This window comes from Pseudomonas faucium, from assembly GCF_021602585.1.
In the GTDB taxonomy this organism is placed as follows: domain Bacteria; phylum Pseudomonadota; class Gammaproteobacteria; order Pseudomonadales; family Pseudomonadaceae; genus Aquipseudomonas; species Aquipseudomonas faucium.
The window spans coordinates 49,148-69,013 of sequence record NZ_BQIP01000022.1 but is presented as its reverse complement, the minus strand read 5'-3'; the positions used below and the strand labels follow the sequence as shown (position 1 = coordinate 69,013).

Genomic DNA, 19,866 nt, shown 5'->3' with positions numbered 1-19,866 from the left:
TTCGCTCCGTCATTGAATCACCCGGCGATGATGCCTCTCCCTGTACGGCGACGGCCAGTGCCGATGGTCTTGGCGCGCCTGCCGATGCTAGGATACAAGGTCTTCATTCTAGTCAAATGCGCCGTCTGGCGCCTAGCCGACCATGCCTAATACCCAATCGCCCTACACCGCATTCGCCGCGCTGCTCTCGAGCAACGGCCACCCTGTTTCCCCTGCCGAGCTGCATGGCCTGCTGATTGGCCGTAGCTGCGCCGGCGCCGGCTTCGATGCCGACGCCTGGCTGGCCGACGCCGCCGGCGTGCTGGAGAACGAGCCCGAAGACTCCGTGCGCGCCGCCCTGATCGGCCTGCAGGAGATGGTCAAGGCCGAGCTCACCGGCGAAGACATCGCCATCGTCCTGCTGCTGCCAGGCGACGAAACCTCGCTCACCGAGCGCGCCACCGCGCTGGGCCAGTGGTGCCAGGGCTTCATCGCCGGCTTCGGGCTGAACGCCGGCGGCAAGGACCTGTCCACCGATGCCAAGGAAGTGCTCCAGGACCTGGTGGCCATTTCCCAGGTCCAGGAAGCGCTGGAAGAGTCCGAAGACGGCGAGAGCGACTACATGGAAGTCATGGAGTACCTGCGCGTCGCGCCGCTGCTGCTGTACACGGAACTGGCCGCACCTGCCGCGCCTGCGCCAAAACCATCGCTGCACTGATCAACCGGGGGTAGTTCTGCCCATGAGCCACATACCCAAGGCCGAGTATGCCCGTCGGCGCAAGGCGCTGATGGCGCAGATGGTCCCCAACAGCATTGCCATCCTGCCGGCTGCCGCGGTCGCCATCCGCAACCGCGATGTCGAGCACGTGTACCGCCAGGACAGCGACTTCCAGTACCTCAGCGGCTTCCCCGAGCCTGAGGCTGTGATTGCGCTGATCCCGGGCCGTGAGCATGGCGAGTACGTGCTGTTCTGCCGCGAGCGCAACCCCGAGCGCGAGCAATGGGACGGCCTGCGTGCCGGGCAGGAAGGCGCGATCCGTGATTTTGGCGCGGACGATGCCTTCCCGATCACCGACATCGACGAAATCCTGCCCGGCCTGATCGAGGGCCGCGAGCGGGTCTACAGCGCCATGGGCAGCAACGCCGAGTTCGACCGCCGGCTGATGGACTGGATCAACGTGATCCGCTCCAAGGCCCGCCTCGGCGCCCAGCCGCCGAACGAGTTCGTTGCGCTGGATCACCTGCTGCACGACATGCGCCTGTATAAATCGGCGGCGGAAGTGAAGGTGATGCGCGCCGCCGCGGCGATTTCCGCGCGGGCCCATGTGCGGGCCATGCAGGCATGCCGGGCCGGGCTGCACGAGTACAGCCTGGAAGCCGAGCTGGACTACGAGTTCCGCAAGGGCGGGGCGAAGATGCCGGCCTATGGCTCCATCGTGGCCGCCGGGCGCAATGGCTGCATCCTGCATTACCAGGAAAACGACGCCCCGCTCAAGGATGGCGACCTGGTGCTGATCGATGCCGGCTGCGAGATCGACTGCTATGCCAGCGACATCACCCGCACCTTCCCGGTCAGCGGGCGTTTTTCGCCAGAGCAGAAGGCCATCTACGAGCTGGTGCTCAAGGCCCAGCACGCCGCCTTCGCCGAGATCGCCCCGGGCAAGCACTGGAACCACGCCCACGAGGCGACCGTGCGGGTCATCACCGCCGGCCTGGTGGAACTGGGGCTGCTCAAGGGCGAGGTGCAGGCACTGATCGACAACGAGGCCTACCGGGCCTTCTACATGCACCGTGCCGGACACTGGCTGGGCATGGACGTGCACGATGTCGGCGAATACAAGGTCGGCGGCCAGTGGCGCGTGCTGGAACCGGGCATGGCATTGACCGTCGAGCCAGGCATCTACATTGCCGCCGACAACCAGAATGTCGCGAAGAAATGGCGCGGCATCGGCATCAGGATCGAGGACGACGTGGTGGTCACCAGGCAAGGTTGTGAAATTCTGACATCGGGCGTGCCCAGCACGGTCGGCGAGATCGAGGCGCTGATGCAGGCTGCGCGCAAGGACGCGGCATGAGTCGGGTCAACCTGGCGATCATTGGCGGCGGCCTGGTGGGCGCGAGCCTGGCCCTGGCGCTGCAGGCAGGGGCCAGGGCGCGGGGCTGGAAGATCGTGCTGATCGAGCCCTTCGCGCCCGGCGACAGCTTCCAGCCGAGCTACGACGCGCGTTCCTCAGCGCTGTCGTTCGGCACCCGGCAGATCTACCAGCAGCTTGGCCTGTGGCAGGCCATCAGCCCACGGGCCGAGCCGATCCAGCAGATTCATGTGTCCGACCGTGGCCGCTTTGGCGCCACGCGGCTGGATGCCCAGGAAGAGGGCGTGCCCGCGCTCGGCTATGTGGTCGAGAATGCCTGGCTCGGCCAGTGCCTGTGGCAAGGCCTGGACCGCGAAGTGGTGAGCTGGCGTTGCCCGGCCGAAGTCAGGGCGATGCAGGCCATCGACGGTGGCTACCGGTTGCAGCTGGAAGACGACACCCTGCTCGAATGCGACCTGGCGGTGCTGGCCGATGGCGGCCGCTCTGGCCTGCGCGAGCAACTGGGCATCCATGTGCGCCGCACGCCCTACGAGCAGAGCGCGCTGATCGCCAACATCACCCCGGGCGAGGCCCACCGCGGCCAAGCCTTCGAACGCTTCACCGAGCAAGGCCCGATGGCCCTGCTGCCGCTGCCGGAGAACCGCTGCGCGCTGGTCTGGACCCGGAAGGGGATGGACGCCAGGCGCCTGGCGGAAATCGACGAACGCAGCTTCCTGCGCGAGCTGCAGGATGCCTTCGGCTACCGCCTTGGCGCGCTGCGCCAGGTGGGTGCCCGGCATCTCTATCCGCTGGCGCTGGTCGAGGCGCAGGAGCAGGTGCGCCCGCACCTGGTGGTGCTCGGCAATGCCGCGCACAGCCTGCACCCGATTGCCGGGCAGGGCTTCAACCTGTCGCTGCGCGATGTGCAGTCGTTGGCCGATGCGCTGCTGGCCGGCCCGCAGCAGCCAGGCGACTTGGCAACCTTGCAGGCCTACCACCAGCGCCAGCGCCTCGACCAGGCCCTGACCATCGGTTTCTCCGACCAGGTCACCCGCCTGTTCGGCAGCAACCAGCCATTGCTGGCCGCCGGGCGCAACATCGGCCTGCTCGGGCTCGACCTGCTGCCCCCGGCAAAAAGCTGGTTCGCCCGCCAGGCCATGGGCCTGGGCACCCGCCCCGATCCGCGAGGCCAGGCATGAGCAACCCGCGCAAGCTGGCGCGCCGGGCGCGCATGTTGCGCTGGCTGCTGAACCTCTACCCGCCCTACCTCGGCGCCGGTATCCGCATCCAGCACATCAGCCCGGACATGCGCAGCGTCAAGGTGTGCATGAAGCTCACGCGCTGGAACCGCAACTACGTCGGCACCCAGTTCGGCGGCAGCCTGTACTCGATGGTCGACCCGTTCTACATGCTGTTGCTGATCGAGCAACTGGGCCGCGAGTACATCGTCTGGGACAAGGCCGCCAGCATCGATTTCATCGCCCCGGGCAAGGGCCCGGTGTATGCCGAATTCCACGTCGATGACGCGCTGCTGGACGAGATCCGCCAGCAGACCGCCAGCGGCAAGAAGTACCTGCCCCGTTTGCAGGTCGATATCCGCGACGCTGCCGGCGAGCTGGTGGCGCGGGTCGATAAAACCCTATACGTGCGGCTCAAGCCGCAAGCGAGGCTGGCGTAAGGCATGGAAATGCGCGCAGATGTGTTGATTGTCGGTGCCGGTATGGTCGGCAGCGCCCTGGCCCTGGCGTTGCGCCACAGCGGCCTGGAAATTCTCCTGCTCGACGGTGGCCCGCTGTCGGTCAAGCCGTTCGATGAACAGGCGCCGTTCGAGCCGCGGGTCAGTGCCCTGTCGGCCGCCAGCCAGCGCATCCTCGAGCGCCTGGGCGCCTGGGAAGGCATCGCCAAGCGCCGCGCCGCGCCGTACACCGACATGCACGTGTGGGACGGCAGCGGCACCGGGCAGATTCATTTCTCGGCTGCCAGCGTGCACGCCCAGGTGCTCGGCCACATCGTCGAGAACCGCGTGGTGCAGGACGGCCTGCTGGAGCGCCTGCACGACAGCGACATCGGCCTGCTGGCCAATGCCCGGCTGGAGCAGTTGCGCCGCTCGGGCGATGAATGGCTGCTGACCCTGGCCGACGGCCGCCGCCTGCGCGCGCCGCTGGTGGTGGCTGCCGACGGCGCCAATTCCGCCGTGCGCCGCCTGGCCGGCTGCGAAACCCGCGAGTGGGATTACCTGCACCACGCCATCGTCACCAGCGTGCGCTGCAGCGCCGCGCACCAGGCCACGGCCTGGCAGCGTTTCACGGACGAAGGGCCGCTGGCATTCCTGCCGCTGTTGCGTGATGGCAAGCAGGACTGGTGTTCGATCGTCTGGTCGACCACCCCGGAGCAGGCCGAGCAGCTCATGGCGCTGCCTGACGAGGCCTTCCGCAAGGCCCTGGAGCGCGCCTTCGAGGGGCGCCTGGGCGAAGTGCTGGAGGCTGACCCACGGGTGTGCGTGCCGCTGCGCCAGCGCCACGCCAAGCGCTATGTGGATGAGGGGCTGGCGCTGATCGGCGATGCCGCGCACACCATCCACCCGCTGGCGGGCCAGGGCGTCAATCTGGGCTTTCTCGATGCCGCTGTGCTGGCCGAGGTGCTGGTCAATGCCTGCGAGCGCGGCGAGCGCCTGGCGGATGTGAAGGTGCTCAGCCGTTACGAGCGCCGGCGCATGCCGCACAACCTGGCGCTGATGGCCGCGATGGAAGGCTTCGAGCGGTTGTTCCAGGCTAATCCGCTGCCGTTGCGCTGGTTGCGCAACAGCGGGTTGAAGCTGGTGGAGCAGATGCCCGAGGCCAAGGCGCTGTTCGTGCGGCAGGCGCTGGGGCTTTCAGGGGATCTGCCAGATCTGGCCAAGGCTTGAGGTTGTCGGGCCTGTGGGAGCCGGCTTGCCGGCGATTGGACTGCAAGGCAGTCCTTGCAACATCCGGTAACTGCTAGGTAGGTGAGCAGGAAAATGGGATTCACTACCATTTGCGCCTCTCATACGATCCGAGGAGTGCTTTCCATGTTGCCACGCAAGCCCCTACTGGCCGCCCTGGCCCTGACTTTGTTCGGCGGCACCGCTCAGGCAGCGGATGAAGTGGTGGTGTACTCCTCGCGCATCGACGAGCTGATCAAGCCCGTGTTCGACGCCTACACCAAGGAAACCGGGGTCAAGGTCAAGTTCATCACCGACAAGGAAGCCCCGCTGATGCAGCGCATCAAGGCCGAGGGCGAGAACGGGGTGGCCGACCTGTTGCTCACCGTCGATGCCGGCAACCTCTGGCAGGCCGAGCAGATGGGCATCCTGCAGCCGATCAAGTCGGACATCATCGACCAGAACATCCCGCCGCAGTATCGCGCCTCCTCCCATGACTGGACCGGCCTGAGCCTGCGTGCGCGCACCATCATCTACTCCACCGAGCGGGTCAAACCCGAAGAGCTGACCACCTACGAAGCCCTGGCCGACAAGCAGTGGGAAGGCCGCCTGTGCCTGCGCACGGCGAAGAAGGTCTACAACCAGTCGCTGACCGCCACGCTGATCGAGAACCACGGCGAGGCCAAGGCCGAGCAGATCGTCAAGGGCTGGGTCAACAACCTGTCCACCGATGTGTTCTCCGACGACAACGCCGTGATCAAGGCGATCGAGGCGGGCCAGTGTGACGTGGGGGTGGTCAACACCTACTACTACGGCCGCCTGCACAATCAGAACCCCAACCTGCCGGTGAAGATCTTCTGGCCCAACCAGGGCGACCGTGGCGTGCACGTCAACCTCTCGGGCATCGGCCTGACCAAGCATGCACCGCACCCGGAAGCGGCCAAGCAGCTGGTGGAATGGATGACTGGCGAGAAGGCGCAGAAGCTGTTTGCCGACATCAACCAGGAGTTCCCGGCCAACCCGAAGGTCAAGCCTTCGGAAGAAGTGGCGGCCTGGGGTAGCTTCAAGGCCGACAGCATTCCGGTCGAAGTGGCTGGCAAGCGCCAGGCCGAGGCCATTCGCCTGATGGATCGGGCTGGCTGGAACTAAGCGCCAGGCTTTATCCTTGCGGGGCCTGCAAGGGCCCTATCGCGGGCAAGCCCGCTCCCTGTAGGAGCGGGCTTGCCCGCGATCGACCGCAAAGCGGTCGCCATCATCACCGAGATTCGAGCCTTGCCCCACACCCCCCAACGCCGCTGGTACCTCCCGGTCTCCCTGATCGCCGCGCTGGTGCTGCTGCCCCTGAGCGTCCTGCTGCTGGCCTGGCAATCGGTCGACCTGCAGATCTGGTCGCACCTGCTCGACACCCAGATGAGCCGCCTGCTCGGCAACACCCTGACCCTGGTGGTGGGCGTGGGCGTGGGCGTAACGGTGCTCGGCGTGAGCCTGGCCTGGCTCACCAGCCTCTGCGAGTTCCCCGGCAGGCGCTGGCTGGACTGGGCGCTGATGCTGCCGTTCGCGATCCCCGCCTACGTGCTGGCCTTCGTCTTCGTCGGCCTGCTCGACTTCTCCGGCCCCGTGCAAAGCGCCCTGCGCGAAGTGTTCGGGCCCATGCGCCTGCCGCGGGTGCGTTCCACCGGTGGGGTGATCACGGTGCTGGTGCTGGTGTTCTACCCCTACGTCTACCTGCTCGCACGCACGGCGTTCCTGGCCCAGGGCAAGGGCCTGATGGAAGCGGCGCGGGTGCTGGGGCTGTCGCCGTTGCAGGCATTCTGGCGAGTCGCCTTGCCCATGGCGCGGCCGGCCATCGGCGCAGGCATTGCCCTGGCCCTGATGGAAACCCTGGCCGATTTCGGCGCGGTGGCGGTGTTCAATTTCGACACCTTCACCACCGCCATCTACAAGACCTGGTACGGCTTCTTCAGCCTGTCCAGCGCTGCCCAGCTCGCCAGCCTGCTGCTGTTGGCGGTGATGCTGGTGCTGTATGGCGAGCGCCGTGCACGCGGCGCGGCCCGCAGTGGCAACGAGCGGCCTCGCGGGCAGGCGCTGTACCACCTGCGCGGGGTCAAGGCGCTGCTGGCCAGCGGCTGGTGCCTGCTGGTGTTCGCCTGCGCCTTCGTCATCCCGCTGCTGCAGTTGCTGGCGTGGTTCTGGCAGCGCGGGCGGCACGACCTGGACGAACGCTACATCGGCCTGGTGCTGCACACGCTGTACCTGGGCGCCATGGCCGCACTGATCACCGTGTGCGTGGCCTTGCTGCTGGCCTTCGCCCGGCGCCAGGCGCCGACCGGCGGCATACGTGCCGGCGTCGGCCTGGCCAACCTCGGCTACGCCTTGCCGGGCTCGGTGCTGGCGGTGTCGATCATGCTGGCCTTCAGCTACCTCGACAATCACCTGGTGATCCCGCTTTCCACCTGGCTCGGCGGGGCCGGCAAACCGCTGCTGCTGGGGAGCCTGGCAGCCCTGTTGCTGGCCTATCTGGTGCGTTTCATCGCGGTGGCCTACGGGCCGCTGGAAAGCAGCCTGGAGCGCATCCGCCCGTCGCTGCCCGAGGCCTCGCGCAGCCTGGGCGTCGGCGGCGCGAGATTGTTTTTCAAGGTGTATCTGCCGCTGCTGGTGCCGGGTGCCTTGAGCGCAGCGCTGCTGGTGTTTGTGGATGTGCTCAAGGAGATGCCCGCCACCCTGCTGATGCGGCCGTTCGGCTGGGATACCTTGGCGGTCAGAGTCTTCGAGATGACCAGCGAAGGCGAGTGGGCGCGGGCCTCGCTGCCCGCGCTGACGCTGGTGCTGGTGGGCCTGTTGCCAGTCATCGGGCTGATTCGTCGTTCCGCTCGTCGCCCCGGTCACAGTCACTGAGGATGCCAGCCCGCGCCCTTGCGGCTACAATGCGCGGCATTCGCGCGGCGGGTCCTACAAGAAGAGCTGACGATTAAACGTCATCGACCGCTGCCGCTTCGCCACGCCCGGAAGGAGAAACCCATGGGACAGCGCACGCTCTTGTACGACTTGCACCTGGCGCTTGGCGCCAAGACGGTCGATTTCGGTGGCTGGGACATGCCCCTGCACTATGGCTCGCAGGTCGAGGAGCACCATCAGGTGCGCAGCGACTGCGGGATCTTCGATGTTTCCCACATGACCGTGATCGACGTCGGTGGCCCTGATGCCACCGCTTGGCTGCAGCGATTGCTGGCCAACGATGTCGCGCGGCTCGACGCTGTCGGCAAGGCGCTGTACAGCCCGCTGCTCAATGAAGAGGGCGGGGTCATCGATGACCTGATCGCCTACCGCACCGAATCCGGCTATCGCCTGGTCACCAACGCCGCTACCCGCGCCAAGGTGCTGGCCTGGCTCAAGGCCCAGCAGGGCGGGTTCTCGGTCGAGTTCGAGGTGCGCCCGGACCTGGCCATCCTGGCCATCCAGGGCCCGCAGGCACGTGAGAAGGTCGCCGCGTTGCTCAGCGCCTCGCGCGCCGCGCTGATTCGTGAGCTGCGCCCGTTCGAAGGCATCGCCGACGGCGAGTGGTTCATTGCCCGCACCGGCTATACCGGCGAAGACGGCCTGGAAATCATCCTGCCCGGCCAGGAAGCCGTCACCTTCTACAACGACCTGGTCGGCGCCGGTATCGCCCCCAGCGGCCTCGGCGCCCGCGACACCCTGCGCCTGGAAGCCGGCATGAACCTGTACGGCCAGGACATCGACGAAAGCCACACCCCGCTTACCTCCAACCTGGGCTGGAGCATCGCCTGGGAACCTGCCGAGCGCGACTTCATCGGCCGTGCCGGGCTGCTGGCGGAAATCGAGCGTGGCGTGCAGGACAAACTGGTTGGCCTGGTGCTGGAAGAGCGCGGTGTTCTGCGTGCCCATCAGGTGGTTCGCGTTGCCGGCATTGGCGAAGGGGAGATCACCAGTGGTAGTTTCTCTCCTACGCTGAGCAAGTCCATTGCCCTGGCACGCGTGCCCATGGCCACCGGTGACCGTGCTGAGGTGGAAATTCGCGGCAAGTGGTACCCGGTGCGGGTGGTCAAGCCCACCTTCGTGCGCCACGGCAAGATTCTGATCTGACAATTAACGGCGGGCCGAACCGCTGACCCAAACGAGGAATTCAAGACATGAGCAATATCCCCGCCGATCTGCGTTTTGCCGAAAGCCACGAGTGGGCGCGCCTGGAATCTGACGGCAGCGTCACCGTGGGCATCAGCGACCACGCCCAGGAAGCCCTGGGTGACGTGGTGTTCGTCGAACTGGCCGAAGTCGGCAAGGTGTTCGCAGCTGGCGACGCGGCTGGTGTGGTCGAGTCGGTAAAGGCGGCTTCCGATATCTACGCCCCGGTCGGTGGCGAAGTGATCGCGGTCAACGAGGCGCTGGCCGACAGCCCTGAGCTGCTCAACGAAGAGCCTTACGGCGCGTGGATCTTCAAGCTGAAGCCGAGCGACAAGGCCGAGCTCGACAAGCTGCTGGATGCGGCAGGTTACAAAGCCGCAATCGGCGAGTAAGACCGCAGCGCCCCCCATCGCGGCTGAAGCCGCTCCTACAAGCCGGTCGATTACCTGTAGGAGCGGCTTCAGCCGCGATGAGGCCAGTACTACCCAAGCAAGTTTTCCCGCACACTCGGCAATCCTTCCTAGACTTATAAGTCTCCATGAGACCTGGTCTAGGAAGAGAGCGTCGTCATGTCCCAGTCGCCATCCCTGCATCAACTGCAAGAGCTCAACCCTTTCCTGCGCCGCCACCTGGGGCCCGATGCCTCGGAGCAGCAGGCCATGCTTGCGGCCCTCGGCCTCGACAGCCGCAACGCGTTGATCGAGCAGACCGTGCCACCGGGCATCCGCTTCAACCGCGCCCTCGACCTGCCGCCCGCCCTGGACGAACAGGCCGCGCTGGCCAAGCTCGCCAGCTACGCCGCGCAGAACCAGGTCTGGACCAGCCTGATCGGCATGGGTTACCACGGCACCGTCACCCCCACCGTCATCTTGCGCAACGTGCTGGAAAACCCCGGCTGGTACACCGCCTACACGCCCTATCAACCAGAAATCGCCCAAGGCCGGCTGGAGGCGCTGCTGAACTTCCAGCAGATGGTCATCGACCTCACCGGCCTGGCCCTGGCCAACGCCTCGTTGCTCGATGAAGCCACTGCTGCCGCCGAAGCCATGGCCCTGGCCAAGCGCGTGGCACGCAACAAGAGCAATGCATTCTTCGCCGATGAACATTGCCACCCGCAGACCCTGTCGGTGCTACGTACCCGTGCGGAAGGGTTCGGCTTCGAGCTGATCGTCGATGCTGTGGATAACCTCGCCCAGCACCAGGTGTTCGGCGCCTTGCTGCAATACCCCGACACCCATGGCGAGGTGCGCGACCTGCGACCGCTGATCGACCAGCTGCATGGCCAGCACGCGGTAGCCTGCGTGGCCGCCGACCTGCTCAGCCTGGTGGTGCTGACGCCGCCTGGGGAGCTCGGCGCCGATGTGGTGCTGGGCTCGACCCAGCGCTTTGGCGTGCCGATGGGCTACGGAGGCCCGCATGCGGCCTATTTCGCCTGCCGCGACGACTACAAGCGGGCCATGCCCGGGCGCATCATCGGCGTGTCGCGCGATGCCCGTGGCAACACCGCGCTGCGCATGGCGCTGCAGACCCGCGAGCAGCATATCCGCCGCGAAAAGGCCAACTCCAACATCTGCACGGCCCAGGTCCTGCTGGCCAACATGGCCGGCTTCTACGCCGTGTACCACGGCCCCGAGGGCCTGCAGCGCATCGCCCAGCGCGTGCACCGGCTGACCTTCGTGCTGGCCGCGGGCCTCGAGGCCAAGGGCCTCAAGCGCCTCAACCAGCACTTCTTCGACACCCTGACCCTGGACGTCGGCGGCGCCCAGGCGGCGATCATCGAAAGCGCGGAAGCGGCGCACATCAACTTGCGCATCCTGGGCCGCGGCCACCTGGGCGTCAGCCTCGACGAAACCTGCACCGAGCACACGGTACTGAAGCTGCTCGACATCTTCCTGGGCGTCGACCATGGCCTGGACATCGCCACGCTCGACCAGCAGGCACTGCCCGAGGGCATCCCTGCCGCACTGGTGCGGCGCACGCCGTTCCTGGCGCACCCGGTGTTCAACCTGCACCACAGCGAAACCGAGATGCTGCGCTACCTCAAGCAGCTGGAGAACAAGGACCTGGCGCTGAACCAGTCGATGATCCCGCTGGGCTCCTGCACCATGAAACTCAATGCCAGCAGCGAGATGATCCCCATTACCTGGCCGGCCTTCGCCCAGCTTCACCCCTTCGCGCCCGCAGCCCAGGCCACCGGCTACAAGGCGATGATCGACGAGCTGGAAAGCTGGTTGTGCGCCATTACCGGTTTCGATGCCATCTGCATGCAGCCCAATTCCGGTGCCCAGGGCGAATACGCCGGGCTGATGGCGATCACCCGTTATCACCGCAGCCGCCACCAGCCCCAGCGCACCTTGTGCCTGATCCCGTCATCGGCCCACGGCACCAACCCCGCGTCGGCGCAGATGGCTGGCATGGAGGTGGTGATCGTCGAATGCGACGATGACGGCAATGTCGACCTCGGCGACCTCAAGGCCAAGGCGCAGGCCGCGGGGGACAGGTTGTCCTGCCTGATGGTCACCTACCCCTCGACCCATGGCGTGTACGAGGAGGGCATCCGGGAAATCTGCGACGTCGTGCACCAGCATGGCGGCCAGGTGTACATGGACGGCGCCAACCTCAACGCCCAGGTCGGGCTGGCGCGGCCAGCCGATATCGGCGCCGACGTTTCCCACATGAACCTGCACAAGACCTTCTGCATCCCCCACGGCGGTGGCGGCCCCGGCATGGGCCCGATCGGCATCCGTGCCCACCTGAAACCCTTCGTGGCCAGCCACCCGGTGGTGCCGGTACCCGGCCTTGACCCGAACAACAGCGCGGTCAGTGCCGCGCCCTGGGGCAGCGCGAGCATCTTGCCGATCAGCTGGATGTACATCGCCATGATGGGCCCGCAACTGGCCGATGCCAGCGAGGTGGCGATCCTCTCGGCCAACTACCTGGCCAGCCAGCTCGGCGGCGCCTTCCCGGTGCTGTACCGCGGCCGCAACCAGCGCGTGGCACACGAATGCATTCTCGACTTGCGGCCGCTCAAGGCGCAGACCGGCATTACCGAAGAGGATGTTGCCAAGCGCCTGATGGACTACGGCTTCCATGCCCCGACCATGTCGTTCCCGGTGCCGGGCACGCTGATGGTCGAGCCCACTGAAAGCGAGTCGAAGGCGGAACTGGATCGCTTCATCGAGGCGATGCTGGCGATCCGTGCGGAGATCGACCAGGTGCAGGACGGCAGCTGGCCGGCAGAGGACAACCCGCTCAAGCACGCCCCGCATACCCTGGCCGACGTGCTGGCGCCGTGGAGCCGGCCCTACAGCCTGGAGCAGGCGGTAGCGCCCAGCGCTCACGTGCGTCAGCACAAGTACTGGCCGGCGGTGAACCGGGTGGATAACGTGTATGGCGACAGGAACCTGTTCTGCGCGTGCGTGCCGGTGGAGGCTTATCGCTGAACGGGGTTACTCGGCGACGGCGTTCTTGGCCAGGATGGCGTTGGCCAGTTCCATGTCGGAGGCCTGCATGCCGGGGTTCTCAGCCCGCACCTGGCGGATGGCCGATTCCAGGAACGGCCCGCGAATCGCACCTTCACTGGCGACGAAGCTGCCTGCATCGTCCTGCGCGGCGAGCACCAGCTTGTGATCGCGCGAGGTCAGGTAGGTCGATGCCGTGGTAGCGCCGGAGGAGAGCACGTTACGCCAGAAGGTATCGGCCATTGCGGAGCTTACAGGCAACGAAAGCAGGGCAGCGGCTGCGATGGCGGTTTTGAAACGCATGTTGAAACACCTCGGAGGGTGAGGGTAGAAGTTGCCGGTTTGATCCTTTGAGACAGGCGCAAGTTCCTTGAATACAAGGGTTTTTTGCTCAGGAACAGACCCGCAGAACCTCCTCGAAGCGGGTCAGCCCACGGGCCACTTTCGCCTCCCCGCAGCGTTGCAGGTCCTGCAACCCTTCATCCAGCGCTATCCGTCGCAGGCTGAGCAGATCGGCGCCTATTCGTGCGCGCAGGTTGTCGCTGGGTACCAGCAACTCGTACAACCCCGTGCGGCCATGGAAGCCGGTGCCTCGGCACAGCTGGCACGCCTGGCCGTTGCCGCTCGATGCGCCGCCCTGGCATTGGCGACACAGCACCCGCACCAGGCGCTGGGCCATGACGCCTGCGAGGGTGGCCCTTATCAGGTAGTCGGCCACACCAAGCTCTTGCAGGCGGGTAATGGCGCTGCAGCTGTCGTTGGTGTGCAGCGTCGACAGCACCAGGTGCCCGGTCAGCGCTGCCTGCACCGCTACCAGGGCGGTATCGCGGTCGCGGATTTCGCCGATCATGATGATGTCCGGATCCTGGCGCAGCAGCGCCCGCGCACCCTCGGCAAAGCCCAGGCCCAGGGCCGGTTGTACCTGCAGCTGGTTGAAGGCGGGCTCGAGGCGCTCGATCGGGTCTTCGATGGTGCACAGGTTGACCTCAGACGTGGCCAGTTGCTTGAGGCTGGCGTACAGCGTGCTGGTCTTGCCGGAGCCGGTGGGGCCGGTGACCAACAGGATGCCCTGGCGGCGCTGCAACAGCGCTTGCCAGTGGGCCAGCTGCTCACCTTCCAGGCCGAGTTGGGCGAAGTCTTCCTGCACCTGTTGCGGGTCGTACAGGCGCAGCACCAGCTTTTCGCCGAACGCGGTCGGCAGGCTCGACAGGCGCATTTCCACCTCGGCCCCGCCGGGCAGGCTGCGCTTGGCCCGGCCATCCTGCGGGCGGCGCTTTTCTGCGACGTCCATGCACCCAAGGTGCTTGAGCCGGCTGACCAGCGCCAGGGTGACGCTCGCCGGGAATGCGTAGACGGTATGCAGCAAGCCATCGATGCGGTAGCGCAAGTGGCCCTGGTCGCGCCGGGGTTCGAGGTGAATGTCGCTGGCGCGCTGGGTGATCGCGTACTGCAACAGCCAGTCGACGATGTGCACGATATGGGCGTCGTTGGCTCCGGTTTCGGCCTGGCGCTTGCCTGCCTCCAGCCACTGTTCCAGCTCGCCGACGCTGGCCGACTGCTGCAGCTGCGCCCCTTGTACCGAATGGGCCAGGCGCGACATCGACTGGCCCAGCTGGCGTAGCTGCAACGGGCTGGCCAACACCCGCACGATCGGCTTGCCGAGGCTGCGGGCGAGGTCGGCCTGCCAGTGGTTCTGGTAGGGCTGCGCGCTGGCCACGGTGATGCTGTGGGCGTCGCTGGCAACGATGAAGATGCCATGGCGCCGCGCGAAGGCCGGCGATATCAGGCCATTGGCCTGGGCCAGGTCGAGCTGCAGCGGGTCGATGTTCAGGAAGGGCTGGCCGACCTTGCCGGCGAGCCATTGGCATAGGCTGTCCAGGTGCAGGCAGCGGGCAGGATTGCGCAGGTCCCGCAGCTGCAGCGCGGCGATGGTTTCCAGCGGGTGCTGGCCTGGATGGCTGGCGGCGGCCTCGAGTACCCGGCGGGCGTCGCTTACTGCCAAATGCTGATCAGCCTGCAGGGCTTCGAGCAGTTGTGCCAGGTCGAGGGCGTGATCGTCGCAGGTGTGCATGGTGGCGTCCGTGCCAGGTGATGAATGCCTGGGCAAGGCTAGCCGGGGAGGGTGGTTGCAGGGCGAGCAATAGGTTTCGAAGGTTTGCTGGGCCCGTTCAGACCACCGCCATCTCCATGCGCACCTGATTCTCCAGGGTCACGTCCCCGACACACACCAGGTTGCGCAGTTTCTGCGCGATGACCTCTGCCCGATGCCAGCTCAGCCCGCCGATGCCAATTTCGATGTCGAGCAGGTCATCCCGCTGGCTGACCTGCACGCTGTGCGGGGTCAGGAACTGCAGGGCGAACAGGTTGAGCACGCGGCACAGGCTGTCCGGCTCGGCTTCGGCCTGCAGGCAGTAGCGCACGGTGCTGTGGCTGGCGTGGGCGGCCCAGACATCGCTGCGCGGTTGGGGGCGTTCGAGTGCGTTCATGCTGGTCTCCGCTGAGGTGGGAGAAATTGTTGCAGGTTGTGGCCGGCATTTTTTCGCTATGATTCGACGTGTTTGCCAAGTTGACGAATAGATCTATTCGTAAATCGCAGTTTTAGAGGATTGATCATGCTGAGCGAATTGGACGCCTACGACCGGCGTATTCTCGAGCTGCTGCAGGAGGACGCCTCGCTGTCCAGCGCCCAGATCGCCGAGCGGGTGGGGCTGTCGCAATCGCCTTGCTGGCGCCGTATTCAACGGCTGAAGGAGGAGGGGATCATTCGCGGCCAGGTGACCTTGCTCGATCGCAAGAAGGTGGGCCTGAACACGCAGATTTTCGCCGAGGTGAAGCTCAACGCCCATGGCCGCTCCAACTTCACCGAATTCACCGAGGCGATTCGCGGTTTTCCGGAAGTGCTGGAGTGTTACGTGCTGATGGGGTCGGTGGATTTTCTGCTGCGCATCGTCACCTCGGACATCGAGGCATATGAGCGGTTCTTCTTCGAAAAGCTGTCGAACGTGCCTGGGATTCAGGAGGTCAATTCGATCGTGGCGCTGTCGGAGATCAAGTCCACTACCAGCCTGCCACTGATGCGTTGACGCCATCGCCGGCAAGCCGGCTCCCACAGGGTTCAGTGGTGTACCTGTGTGAGCCGGCTTGCCGGCGATGAGGCCGCTGCGCAATCAAGCCTTGAGCAGATGCTTCCAACCACGGCTCTGGTCGATCGCCCGAGCCTGGTCGATGCGCGCTTCAAGCAGCTCGCCAGGCTCTTCGCCCAGTGGCTGTTCGGCCAGCTCATGCAGCTTCTTCAGGTCGCCATACAGGCGGTCCATCTGCGGTGCTTCGAGCACTTGGCGTGCATGGTGCAGCCAGGCCAGCAACTGCTCGATGCGCGGCAGCTGTTCGGCCAGGTCTTCCGGGCGCTGGGTGTACAGCGGCAGTTTCAGCGCACGGCCTTCCTCGCCCAGCAGGTGCCCCAGCCAGCTGGCCAGTTGCGCCTTGCCCTGGCGCTCGCCACGGCCCTTGCGCTCCACGGTCCAGGTGCGGGCCAGCAGCCAGCGCGAGGTTTCCAGGGAGAACTGGCCCCAGCGCACGTCTTCGAGCTCGTCGACGAACTGCTCGGGCGCTGCGCGGCGGATGTCTTCGTCATCGTTGCCGGCCTGTACCAGCGGGCGCCAGTCTTCCAGCAGCGCGTCGAGGCTGGCGCGCAGGTCGCGGGTGGTGGCACGTGGCGCGGCCTGGCCCAGGCTGCTGACCAGCGCGCGCAGTTCGGCCAGGCACTGTACCCAGTCTTGCAGCAGGCGCCAGTGGCCATTGTGGCGGTATTGCTCGGCCAGGCGCTGGCTGCTGCCCAGCAGTTGCCAGGCGAGGGCGGTGAAGGCATCGTCCAGGGCCATTTCGGCGTCCAGCTCGGTGCTTGGCAGGCTCAGCTCGTAGCTGTCCGGCTCCAGCAGGCGGTAGCCGCGCTCGGCTTTGCTGATGTCGCACGGCATCAGCGGCAGGCTGGCGGCCAGCTCGGCGGCCAGCTCCAGCAGGGCTTCCGGTGCGCCTTCACGCAGCTCCAGCTCCAGCTCGCAGATCTCTTCCTTTTGCTTGCCGGCGATCACGAAGCCCTGGTCCAGCGCGGCCTCGATCACCACCTTGCTCTTGCCACGGCCCCAGGCGATTTCGGCGAACTCGCGGGTGAAATCGGTGGTGAACAGCGGCTTGATGGTTTTCTTGTCCAGGTCGGCCAGCTGCTCGGGCCAGCACGTGGCGTCGAGCTTTTTCAGGTCGAGCTTGACCTTGTCCAGGTGCCACTCGTACTCGTTGCGCTCGGACAGGCCGGCCACGCTCTGGCCACGGCACTTCAGGGTCTGGATCACTTCCTCGCCGTCACGGCGCAGGCGCAGGGCGACACGGGCGGCGGCAAGGTCACGCTCGGGGGTGTCGAAGTACTGGTTGAGCAGTTCGCGGGTCTGCCAGCCGGACTTGTTGCGCTTTTTCAGCAGAGGGTGCTCGCGCAGGGCGGCGAGGGTATCGCGGCTGGCGCGGAGCTTGAGTTCGGTTTCTTTGTGCATCGCAGGCTCGAAGGGAAGGCGTGATTGCCGTGCAGTCTACAGGACTGGGCTGGCAACGGTTTATTCCTTACGGCGGATAGCCCTATGATGGGCAACGCTTCCGAGGAGTACGCGCATGCCGTTGCCCACGCTCAAAGACCAGTTTGCCGCGCTGATCGCCGCGCCCTCGGTCAGTTGCACCCAGCCTGCGCTGGACCAGTCGAACCGCCAGGTCATCGACCTGCTGGCGGGCTGGCTGGGCGACCTGGGTTTTCGCTGCGATATCCAGCAGGTCAGCCCGGGCAAGTTCAACCTGCTGGCCAGCCGCGGCACTGGCCCAGGCGGCCTGGTGCTGGCCGGGCACAGCGACACGGTGCCCTTCGATGAGCAGCTGTGGGCCAGCGACCCGCTCAAGCTCAGCGAGGTCGATGGCCGTTGGGTGGGCCTTGGCAGCTGCGACATGAAGGGCTTCTTCGCCTTGATCATCGAGGCGGTGATCCCCTTGCTCGAACATGACTTCAAGCAGCCGTTGCTGATCCTCGCCACCTGTGATGAAGAAAGCTCGATGTCCGGCGCCCGCGCCCTGGCCGAGGCCGGGCAGCCGCTCGGCCGGGCCGCGGTGATCGGCGAGCCCACGGGCCTGAAGCCGATCCGCATGCACAAGGGCATCCTGATGGAGCGCATCGACATCCTCGGGCGCAGCGGCCATTCCTCGGACCCAAGCCTGGGCCACAGCGCCCTAGAGGCCATGCATGCGGTGATGGGCGAGCTGATGGGCCTGCGCCGGCAATGGCAGGACACTTACCGCAACCCGCAATTCAGCGTACCCACGCCGACCCTGAACTTCGGCTGCATCCATGGCGGTGACAACCCCAACCGCATCTGTGGCCAATGCGCCCTGGAATTCGACCTGCGCCCGCTGCCAGGCATGGATGTGGAGCAGCTGCGCGCGGCCATTGGCGCAAAACTGCGGCCGCTGGCCGAGCGCTTTGAAGTCCGCATCGACTACGCGCCGCTGTTTCCGGCCGTGCCGCCGTTCGAACAGGCGGCCGATGCCGAGCTGGTGCAGGTGGCCGAGCGCCTCACCGGGCATCGCGCCGAAGCGGTGGCGTTCGGCACCGAGGCGCCTTATCTTCAGCAGCTGGGCTGCCAGACCATCGTGCTCGGCCCTGGCGACATCGCCTGCGCCCACCAGCCCGGCGAATACCTGGAAATGTCACGAATCGAGCCTACCGTGCGTCTATTGCGTGACCTGATCCGGCACTATTGCCTCCAGTAAACGTCCACCCTGCTGATTCGTTCTTGCCTAGAGGAGACCGCGCGTGACCGCAAGCCTGTTCCGACGATGATCCTGAACGCCGTGTCATCCAACGTTCTCCGTCCCCTTTATCCACAGGCCCTGTCATGCCCGATTACGTCAACTGGCTGCGTCATGCCTCCCCGTACATCAATGCCCATCGCGACTGCACCTTCGTGGTCATGCTCCCCGGCGATGGGGTGGAACACCCGAATTTCGGCAACATCGTCCACGACCTGGTGCTGCTGCACAGCCTGGGCGTGCGCCTGGTGCTGGTGCACGGTTCGCGCCCGCAGATCGAAAGCCGCCTGGCGGCCCGCGGCCTGACCCCGCACTACCACCGCGGCATGCGCATCACCGATGCGGCCACCCTGGACTGCGTGATCGATGCGGTCGGCGCCCTGCGCCTGGCCATCGAGGCGCGCCTGTCGATGGACATCGCCGCATCGCCGATGCAGGGCTCGCGGCTGCGCGTGGCCTGCGGCAACCTGGTGACCGCGCGCCCGATCGGCGTGCTCGAAGGGGTGGACTACCACCATACCGGTGAAGTGCGCCGCATCGACCGCAAGGGCATCAGCCGCCTGCTCGACGAGCGCTCCATCGTGCTGCTGTCGCCATTGGGCTACTCGCCCACCGGTGAAATCTTCAACCTGGCCTGCGAAGACGTGGCCACCCGCGCCGCCATCGAGCTGGGTGCCGACAAGCTGCTGCTGTTCGGCGCCGAACCTGGCCTGCTCGACGAGCACGGCAAGCTGGTGCGCGAGCTGCGCCCACAGCAGATCGCGCCGCACCTGGCGCGCCTGGGCAGCGATTACCAGGCCGAGCTGCTGGATGCGGCCGCCGAGGCGTGCAAGGGCGGTGTGGCGCGCAGCCATATCGTCAGTTATGCCGAGGACGGTGCGCTGCTGACCGAGCTGTTCACCCGTGGCGGTGGCGGTACGCTGGTGTCGCAGGAGCAGTTCGAAGTGGTGCGCGAGGCCACCATCGAAGATGTCGGTGGCTTGCTAGAGCTGATCAGCCCGCTGGAAGAGCAGGGCATCCTGGTGCGCCGCTCGCGTGAGGTGCTGGAGCGGGAGATCGAGCAGTTCAGCGTGGTCGAGCGTGAAGGGATGATCATCGCCTGTGCGGCGTTGTACCCGATTGCCGATTCGCAGGCCGGGGAGTTGGCGTGCCTGGCGGTGAGCCCGGAGTATCGCCATGGGCGGCGTGGCGATGAGCTGCTCGAGCGCATCGAGGAGCGCGCGCGGGCGTTGGGCTTGAATACCTTGTTCGTGCTTACCACGCGCACCGCGCACTGGTTCCGTGAGCGGGGCTTTACCCCCAGTGGCGTGGAGCGGCTGCCGGCGGCGCGGGCTTCGCTTTACAACTACCAGCGCAATTCGAAGATCTTCGAGAAGCCGTTGTGATATTTGGGGGCGCGTTGCGCCCCTTTCGCGACACAAGGCCGCTCCTACAGGTGAGTGCGGGGTTTTGTAGGAGCGGCCTTGTGTCG

Annotated in this window: 17 protein-coding genes; 13 read left to right on the top strand and 4 right to left on the bottom strand. The window is 66.2% G+C overall.

Features of this window, described 5'->3' with window-relative positions:
• Positions 1–142: 142 nt before the first annotated feature.
• From L6D75_RS21815 to gcvP, 10 genes are all read left to right on the top strand, one after another.
• Positions 143–697: a YecA/YgfB family protein gene (locus L6D75_RS21815; RefSeq protein ID WP_176511629.1), complete on the top strand. Its 555-nt coding sequence runs from the start codon at positions 143–145 to the stop codon at positions 695–697.
• A 22-nt stretch (positions 698–719) separates the two neighbouring features.
• The gene (gene pepP / locus L6D75_RS21810) at positions 720–2,054 is read left to right on the top strand and encodes a Xaa-Pro aminopeptidase (RefSeq protein ID WP_176511630.1); all 1,335 of its coding nucleotides are present in this window, start codon (positions 720–722) and stop codon (positions 2,052–2,054) included.
• Positions 2,051–3,250 (top strand): 2-octaprenyl-6-methoxyphenyl hydroxylase, encoded by a 1,200-nt coding sequence (gene ubiH, locus L6D75_RS21805; RefSeq protein WP_176511631.1) that lies wholly within the window; start codon positions 2,051–2,053, stop codon positions 3,248–3,250. Before pepP ends, ubiH begins: the two co-directional genes overlap by 4 nt.
• Positions 3,247–3,729 carry a DUF4442 domain-containing protein gene (locus L6D75_RS21800; protein ID WP_176511632.1) on the top strand — a complete coding sequence of 161 codons (483 nt, stop codon included), beginning with the start codon at positions 3,247–3,249 and terminating at the stop codon, positions 3,727–3,729. The genes ubiH and L6D75_RS21800 overlap by 4 nt, the downstream gene beginning before the upstream one ends.
• A gap of 9 nt (positions 3,730–3,738) precedes the next feature.
• Positions 3,739–4,956: a 2-octaprenyl-3-methyl-6-methoxy-1,4-benzoquinol hydroxylase gene (locus L6D75_RS21795; protein ID WP_176511656.1), complete on the top strand. Its 1,218-nt coding sequence runs from the start codon at positions 3,739–3,741 to the stop codon at positions 4,954–4,956.
• A gap of 144 nt (positions 4,957–5,100) precedes the next feature.
• Positions 5,101–6,102 carry an extracellular solute-binding protein gene (locus L6D75_RS21790; RefSeq protein ID WP_176511633.1) on the top strand — a complete coding sequence of 334 codons (1,002 nt, stop codon included), beginning with the start codon at positions 5,101–5,103 and terminating at the stop codon, positions 6,100–6,102.
• 123 nt (positions 6,103–6,225) lie between these two features.
• Complete coding sequence (locus tag L6D75_RS21785; RefSeq protein ID WP_176511657.1) at positions 6,226–7,848, top strand: ABC transporter permease; 1,623 nt, start codon at positions 6,226–6,228, stop codon at positions 7,846–7,848.
• Positions 7,849–7,971: 123 nt separating this feature from the next.
• Positions 7,972–9,054, top strand: a complete 1,083-nt coding sequence (gene gcvT, locus L6D75_RS21780) for a glycine cleavage system aminomethyltransferase GcvT (RefSeq protein WP_176511634.1) — start codon at positions 7,972–7,974, stop codon at positions 9,052–9,054.
• Between the two features lie 47 nt (positions 9,055–9,101).
• Complete coding sequence (gene gcvH, locus L6D75_RS21775) at positions 9,102–9,485, top strand: glycine cleavage system protein GcvH (protein ID WP_176511635.1); 384 nt, start codon at positions 9,102–9,104, stop codon at positions 9,483–9,485.
• Positions 9,486–9,662: 177 nt separating this feature from the next.
• The gene (gcvP, locus tag L6D75_RS21770) at positions 9,663–12,536 is read left to right on the top strand and encodes an aminomethyl-transferring glycine dehydrogenase (RefSeq protein ID WP_176511636.1); all 2,874 of its coding nucleotides are present in this window, start codon (positions 9,663–9,665) and stop codon (positions 12,534–12,536) included.
• A gap of 6 nt (positions 12,537–12,542) precedes the next feature.
• Here the strand turns inward: gcvP and L6D75_RS21765 are convergent, their stop codons facing one another.
• From L6D75_RS21765 to L6D75_RS21755, 3 genes are all read right to left on the bottom strand, one after another.
• On the bottom strand, positions 12,543–12,857 hold the full coding sequence (locus L6D75_RS21765) for a DUF2388 domain-containing protein (RefSeq protein WP_176511637.1): 315 nt from the start codon (positions 12,855–12,857) through the stop codon (positions 12,543–12,545).
• An 88-nt stretch (positions 12,858–12,945) separates the two neighbouring features.
• Positions 12,946–14,625 carry a GspE/PulE family protein gene (locus L6D75_RS21760; RefSeq protein WP_176511638.1) on the bottom strand — a complete coding sequence of 560 codons (1,680 nt, stop codon included), beginning with the start codon at positions 14,623–14,625 and terminating at the stop codon, positions 12,946–12,948.
• Between the two features lie 97 nt (positions 14,626–14,722).
• Positions 14,723–15,040, bottom strand: a complete 318-nt coding sequence (locus tag L6D75_RS21755; protein WP_176511639.1) for a hypothetical protein — start codon at positions 15,038–15,040, stop codon at positions 14,723–14,725.
• Between the two features lie 126 nt (positions 15,041–15,166).
• On the opposite strand from L6D75_RS21755, the gene L6D75_RS21750 reads away from it, so the two are divergent.
• A complete protein-coding gene (locus L6D75_RS21750; RefSeq protein ID WP_176511640.1) occupies positions 15,167–15,637 on the top strand; it encodes an Lrp/AsnC family transcriptional regulator in 471 nt (156 codons plus the stop codon).
• 84 nt (positions 15,638–15,721) lie between these two features.
• Here L6D75_RS21750 and L6D75_RS21745 read toward each other — a convergent pair whose 3' ends face one another.
• Positions 15,722–17,098 (bottom strand): CYTH domain-containing protein, encoded by a 1,377-nt coding sequence (locus L6D75_RS21745; RefSeq protein WP_176511641.1) that lies wholly within the window; start codon positions 17,096–17,098, stop codon positions 15,722–15,724.
• Positions 17,099–17,213: 115 nt separating this feature from the next.
• Between L6D75_RS21745 and argE the strand changes: the two genes are divergently transcribed.
• Positions 17,214–18,356, top strand: a complete 1,143-nt coding sequence (gene argE, locus L6D75_RS21740) for an acetylornithine deacetylase (protein ID WP_176511642.1) — start codon at positions 17,214–17,216, stop codon at positions 18,354–18,356.
• Between the two features lie 125 nt (positions 18,357–18,481).
• Positions 18,482–19,780, top strand: a complete 1,299-nt coding sequence (argA, locus tag L6D75_RS21735) for an amino-acid N-acetyltransferase (RefSeq protein WP_176511643.1) — start codon at positions 18,482–18,484, stop codon at positions 19,778–19,780.
• Positions 19,781–19,866: the final 86 nt, after the last annotated feature.

Bases quoted from the DNA above. Each gene is read 5' to 3' on its own strand.
- L6D75_RS21755 (WP_176511639.1), bottom strand. From the start codon at position 15,040: ATGAACGCACTCGAACGCCCCCAACCGCGCAGCGATGTCTGGGCCGCC.
- L6D75_RS21800 (WP_176511632.1), top strand. From the start codon at position 3,247: ATGAGCAACCCGCGCAAGCTGGCGCGCCGGGCGCGCATGTTGCGCTGG.
- L6D75_RS21815 (WP_176511629.1), top strand. From the start codon at position 143: ATGCCTAATACCCAATCGCCCTACACCGCATTCGCCGCGCTGCTCTCG.
- pepP (WP_176511630.1), top strand. From the start codon at position 720: ATGAGCCACATACCCAAGGCCGAGTATGCCCGTCGGCGCAAGGCGCTG.
- L6D75_RS21745 (WP_176511641.1), bottom strand. From the start codon at position 17,098: ATGCACAAAGAAACCGAACTCAAGCTCCGCGCCAGCCGCGATACCCTC.
- L6D75_RS21795 (WP_176511656.1), top strand. From the start codon at position 3,739: ATGCGCGCAGATGTGTTGATTGTCGGTGCCGGTATGGTCGGCAGCGCC.
- gcvT (WP_176511634.1), top strand. From the start codon at position 7,972: ATGGGACAGCGCACGCTCTTGTACGACTTGCACCTGGCGCTTGGCGCC.
- L6D75_RS21760 (WP_176511638.1), bottom strand. From the start codon at position 14,625: ATGCACACCTGCGACGATCACGCCCTCGACCTGGCACAACTGCTCGAA.
- L6D75_RS21750 (WP_176511640.1), top strand. From the start codon at position 15,167: ATGCTGAGCGAATTGGACGCCTACGACCGGCGTATTCTCGAGCTGCTG.
- argA (WP_176511643.1), top strand. From the start codon at position 18,482: ATGCCCGATTACGTCAACTGGCTGCGTCATGCCTCCCCGTACATCAAT.
- argE (WP_176511642.1), top strand. From the start codon at position 17,214: ATGCCGTTGCCCACGCTCAAAGACCAGTTTGCCGCGCTGATCGCCGCG.
- gcvP (WP_176511636.1), top strand. From the start codon at position 9,663: ATGTCCCAGTCGCCATCCCTGCATCAACTGCAAGAGCTCAACCCTTTC.
- L6D75_RS21765 (WP_176511637.1), bottom strand. From the start codon at position 12,857: ATGCGTTTCAAAACCGCCATCGCAGCCGCTGCCCTGCTTTCGTTGCCT.
- L6D75_RS21790 (WP_176511633.1), top strand. From the start codon at position 5,101: ATGTTGCCACGCAAGCCCCTACTGGCCGCCCTGGCCCTGACTTTGTTC.
- ubiH (WP_176511631.1), top strand. From the start codon at position 2,051: ATGAGTCGGGTCAACCTGGCGATCATTGGCGGCGGCCTGGTGGGCGCG.
- gcvH (WP_176511635.1), top strand. From the start codon at position 9,102: ATGAGCAATATCCCCGCCGATCTGCGTTTTGCCGAAAGCCACGAGTGG.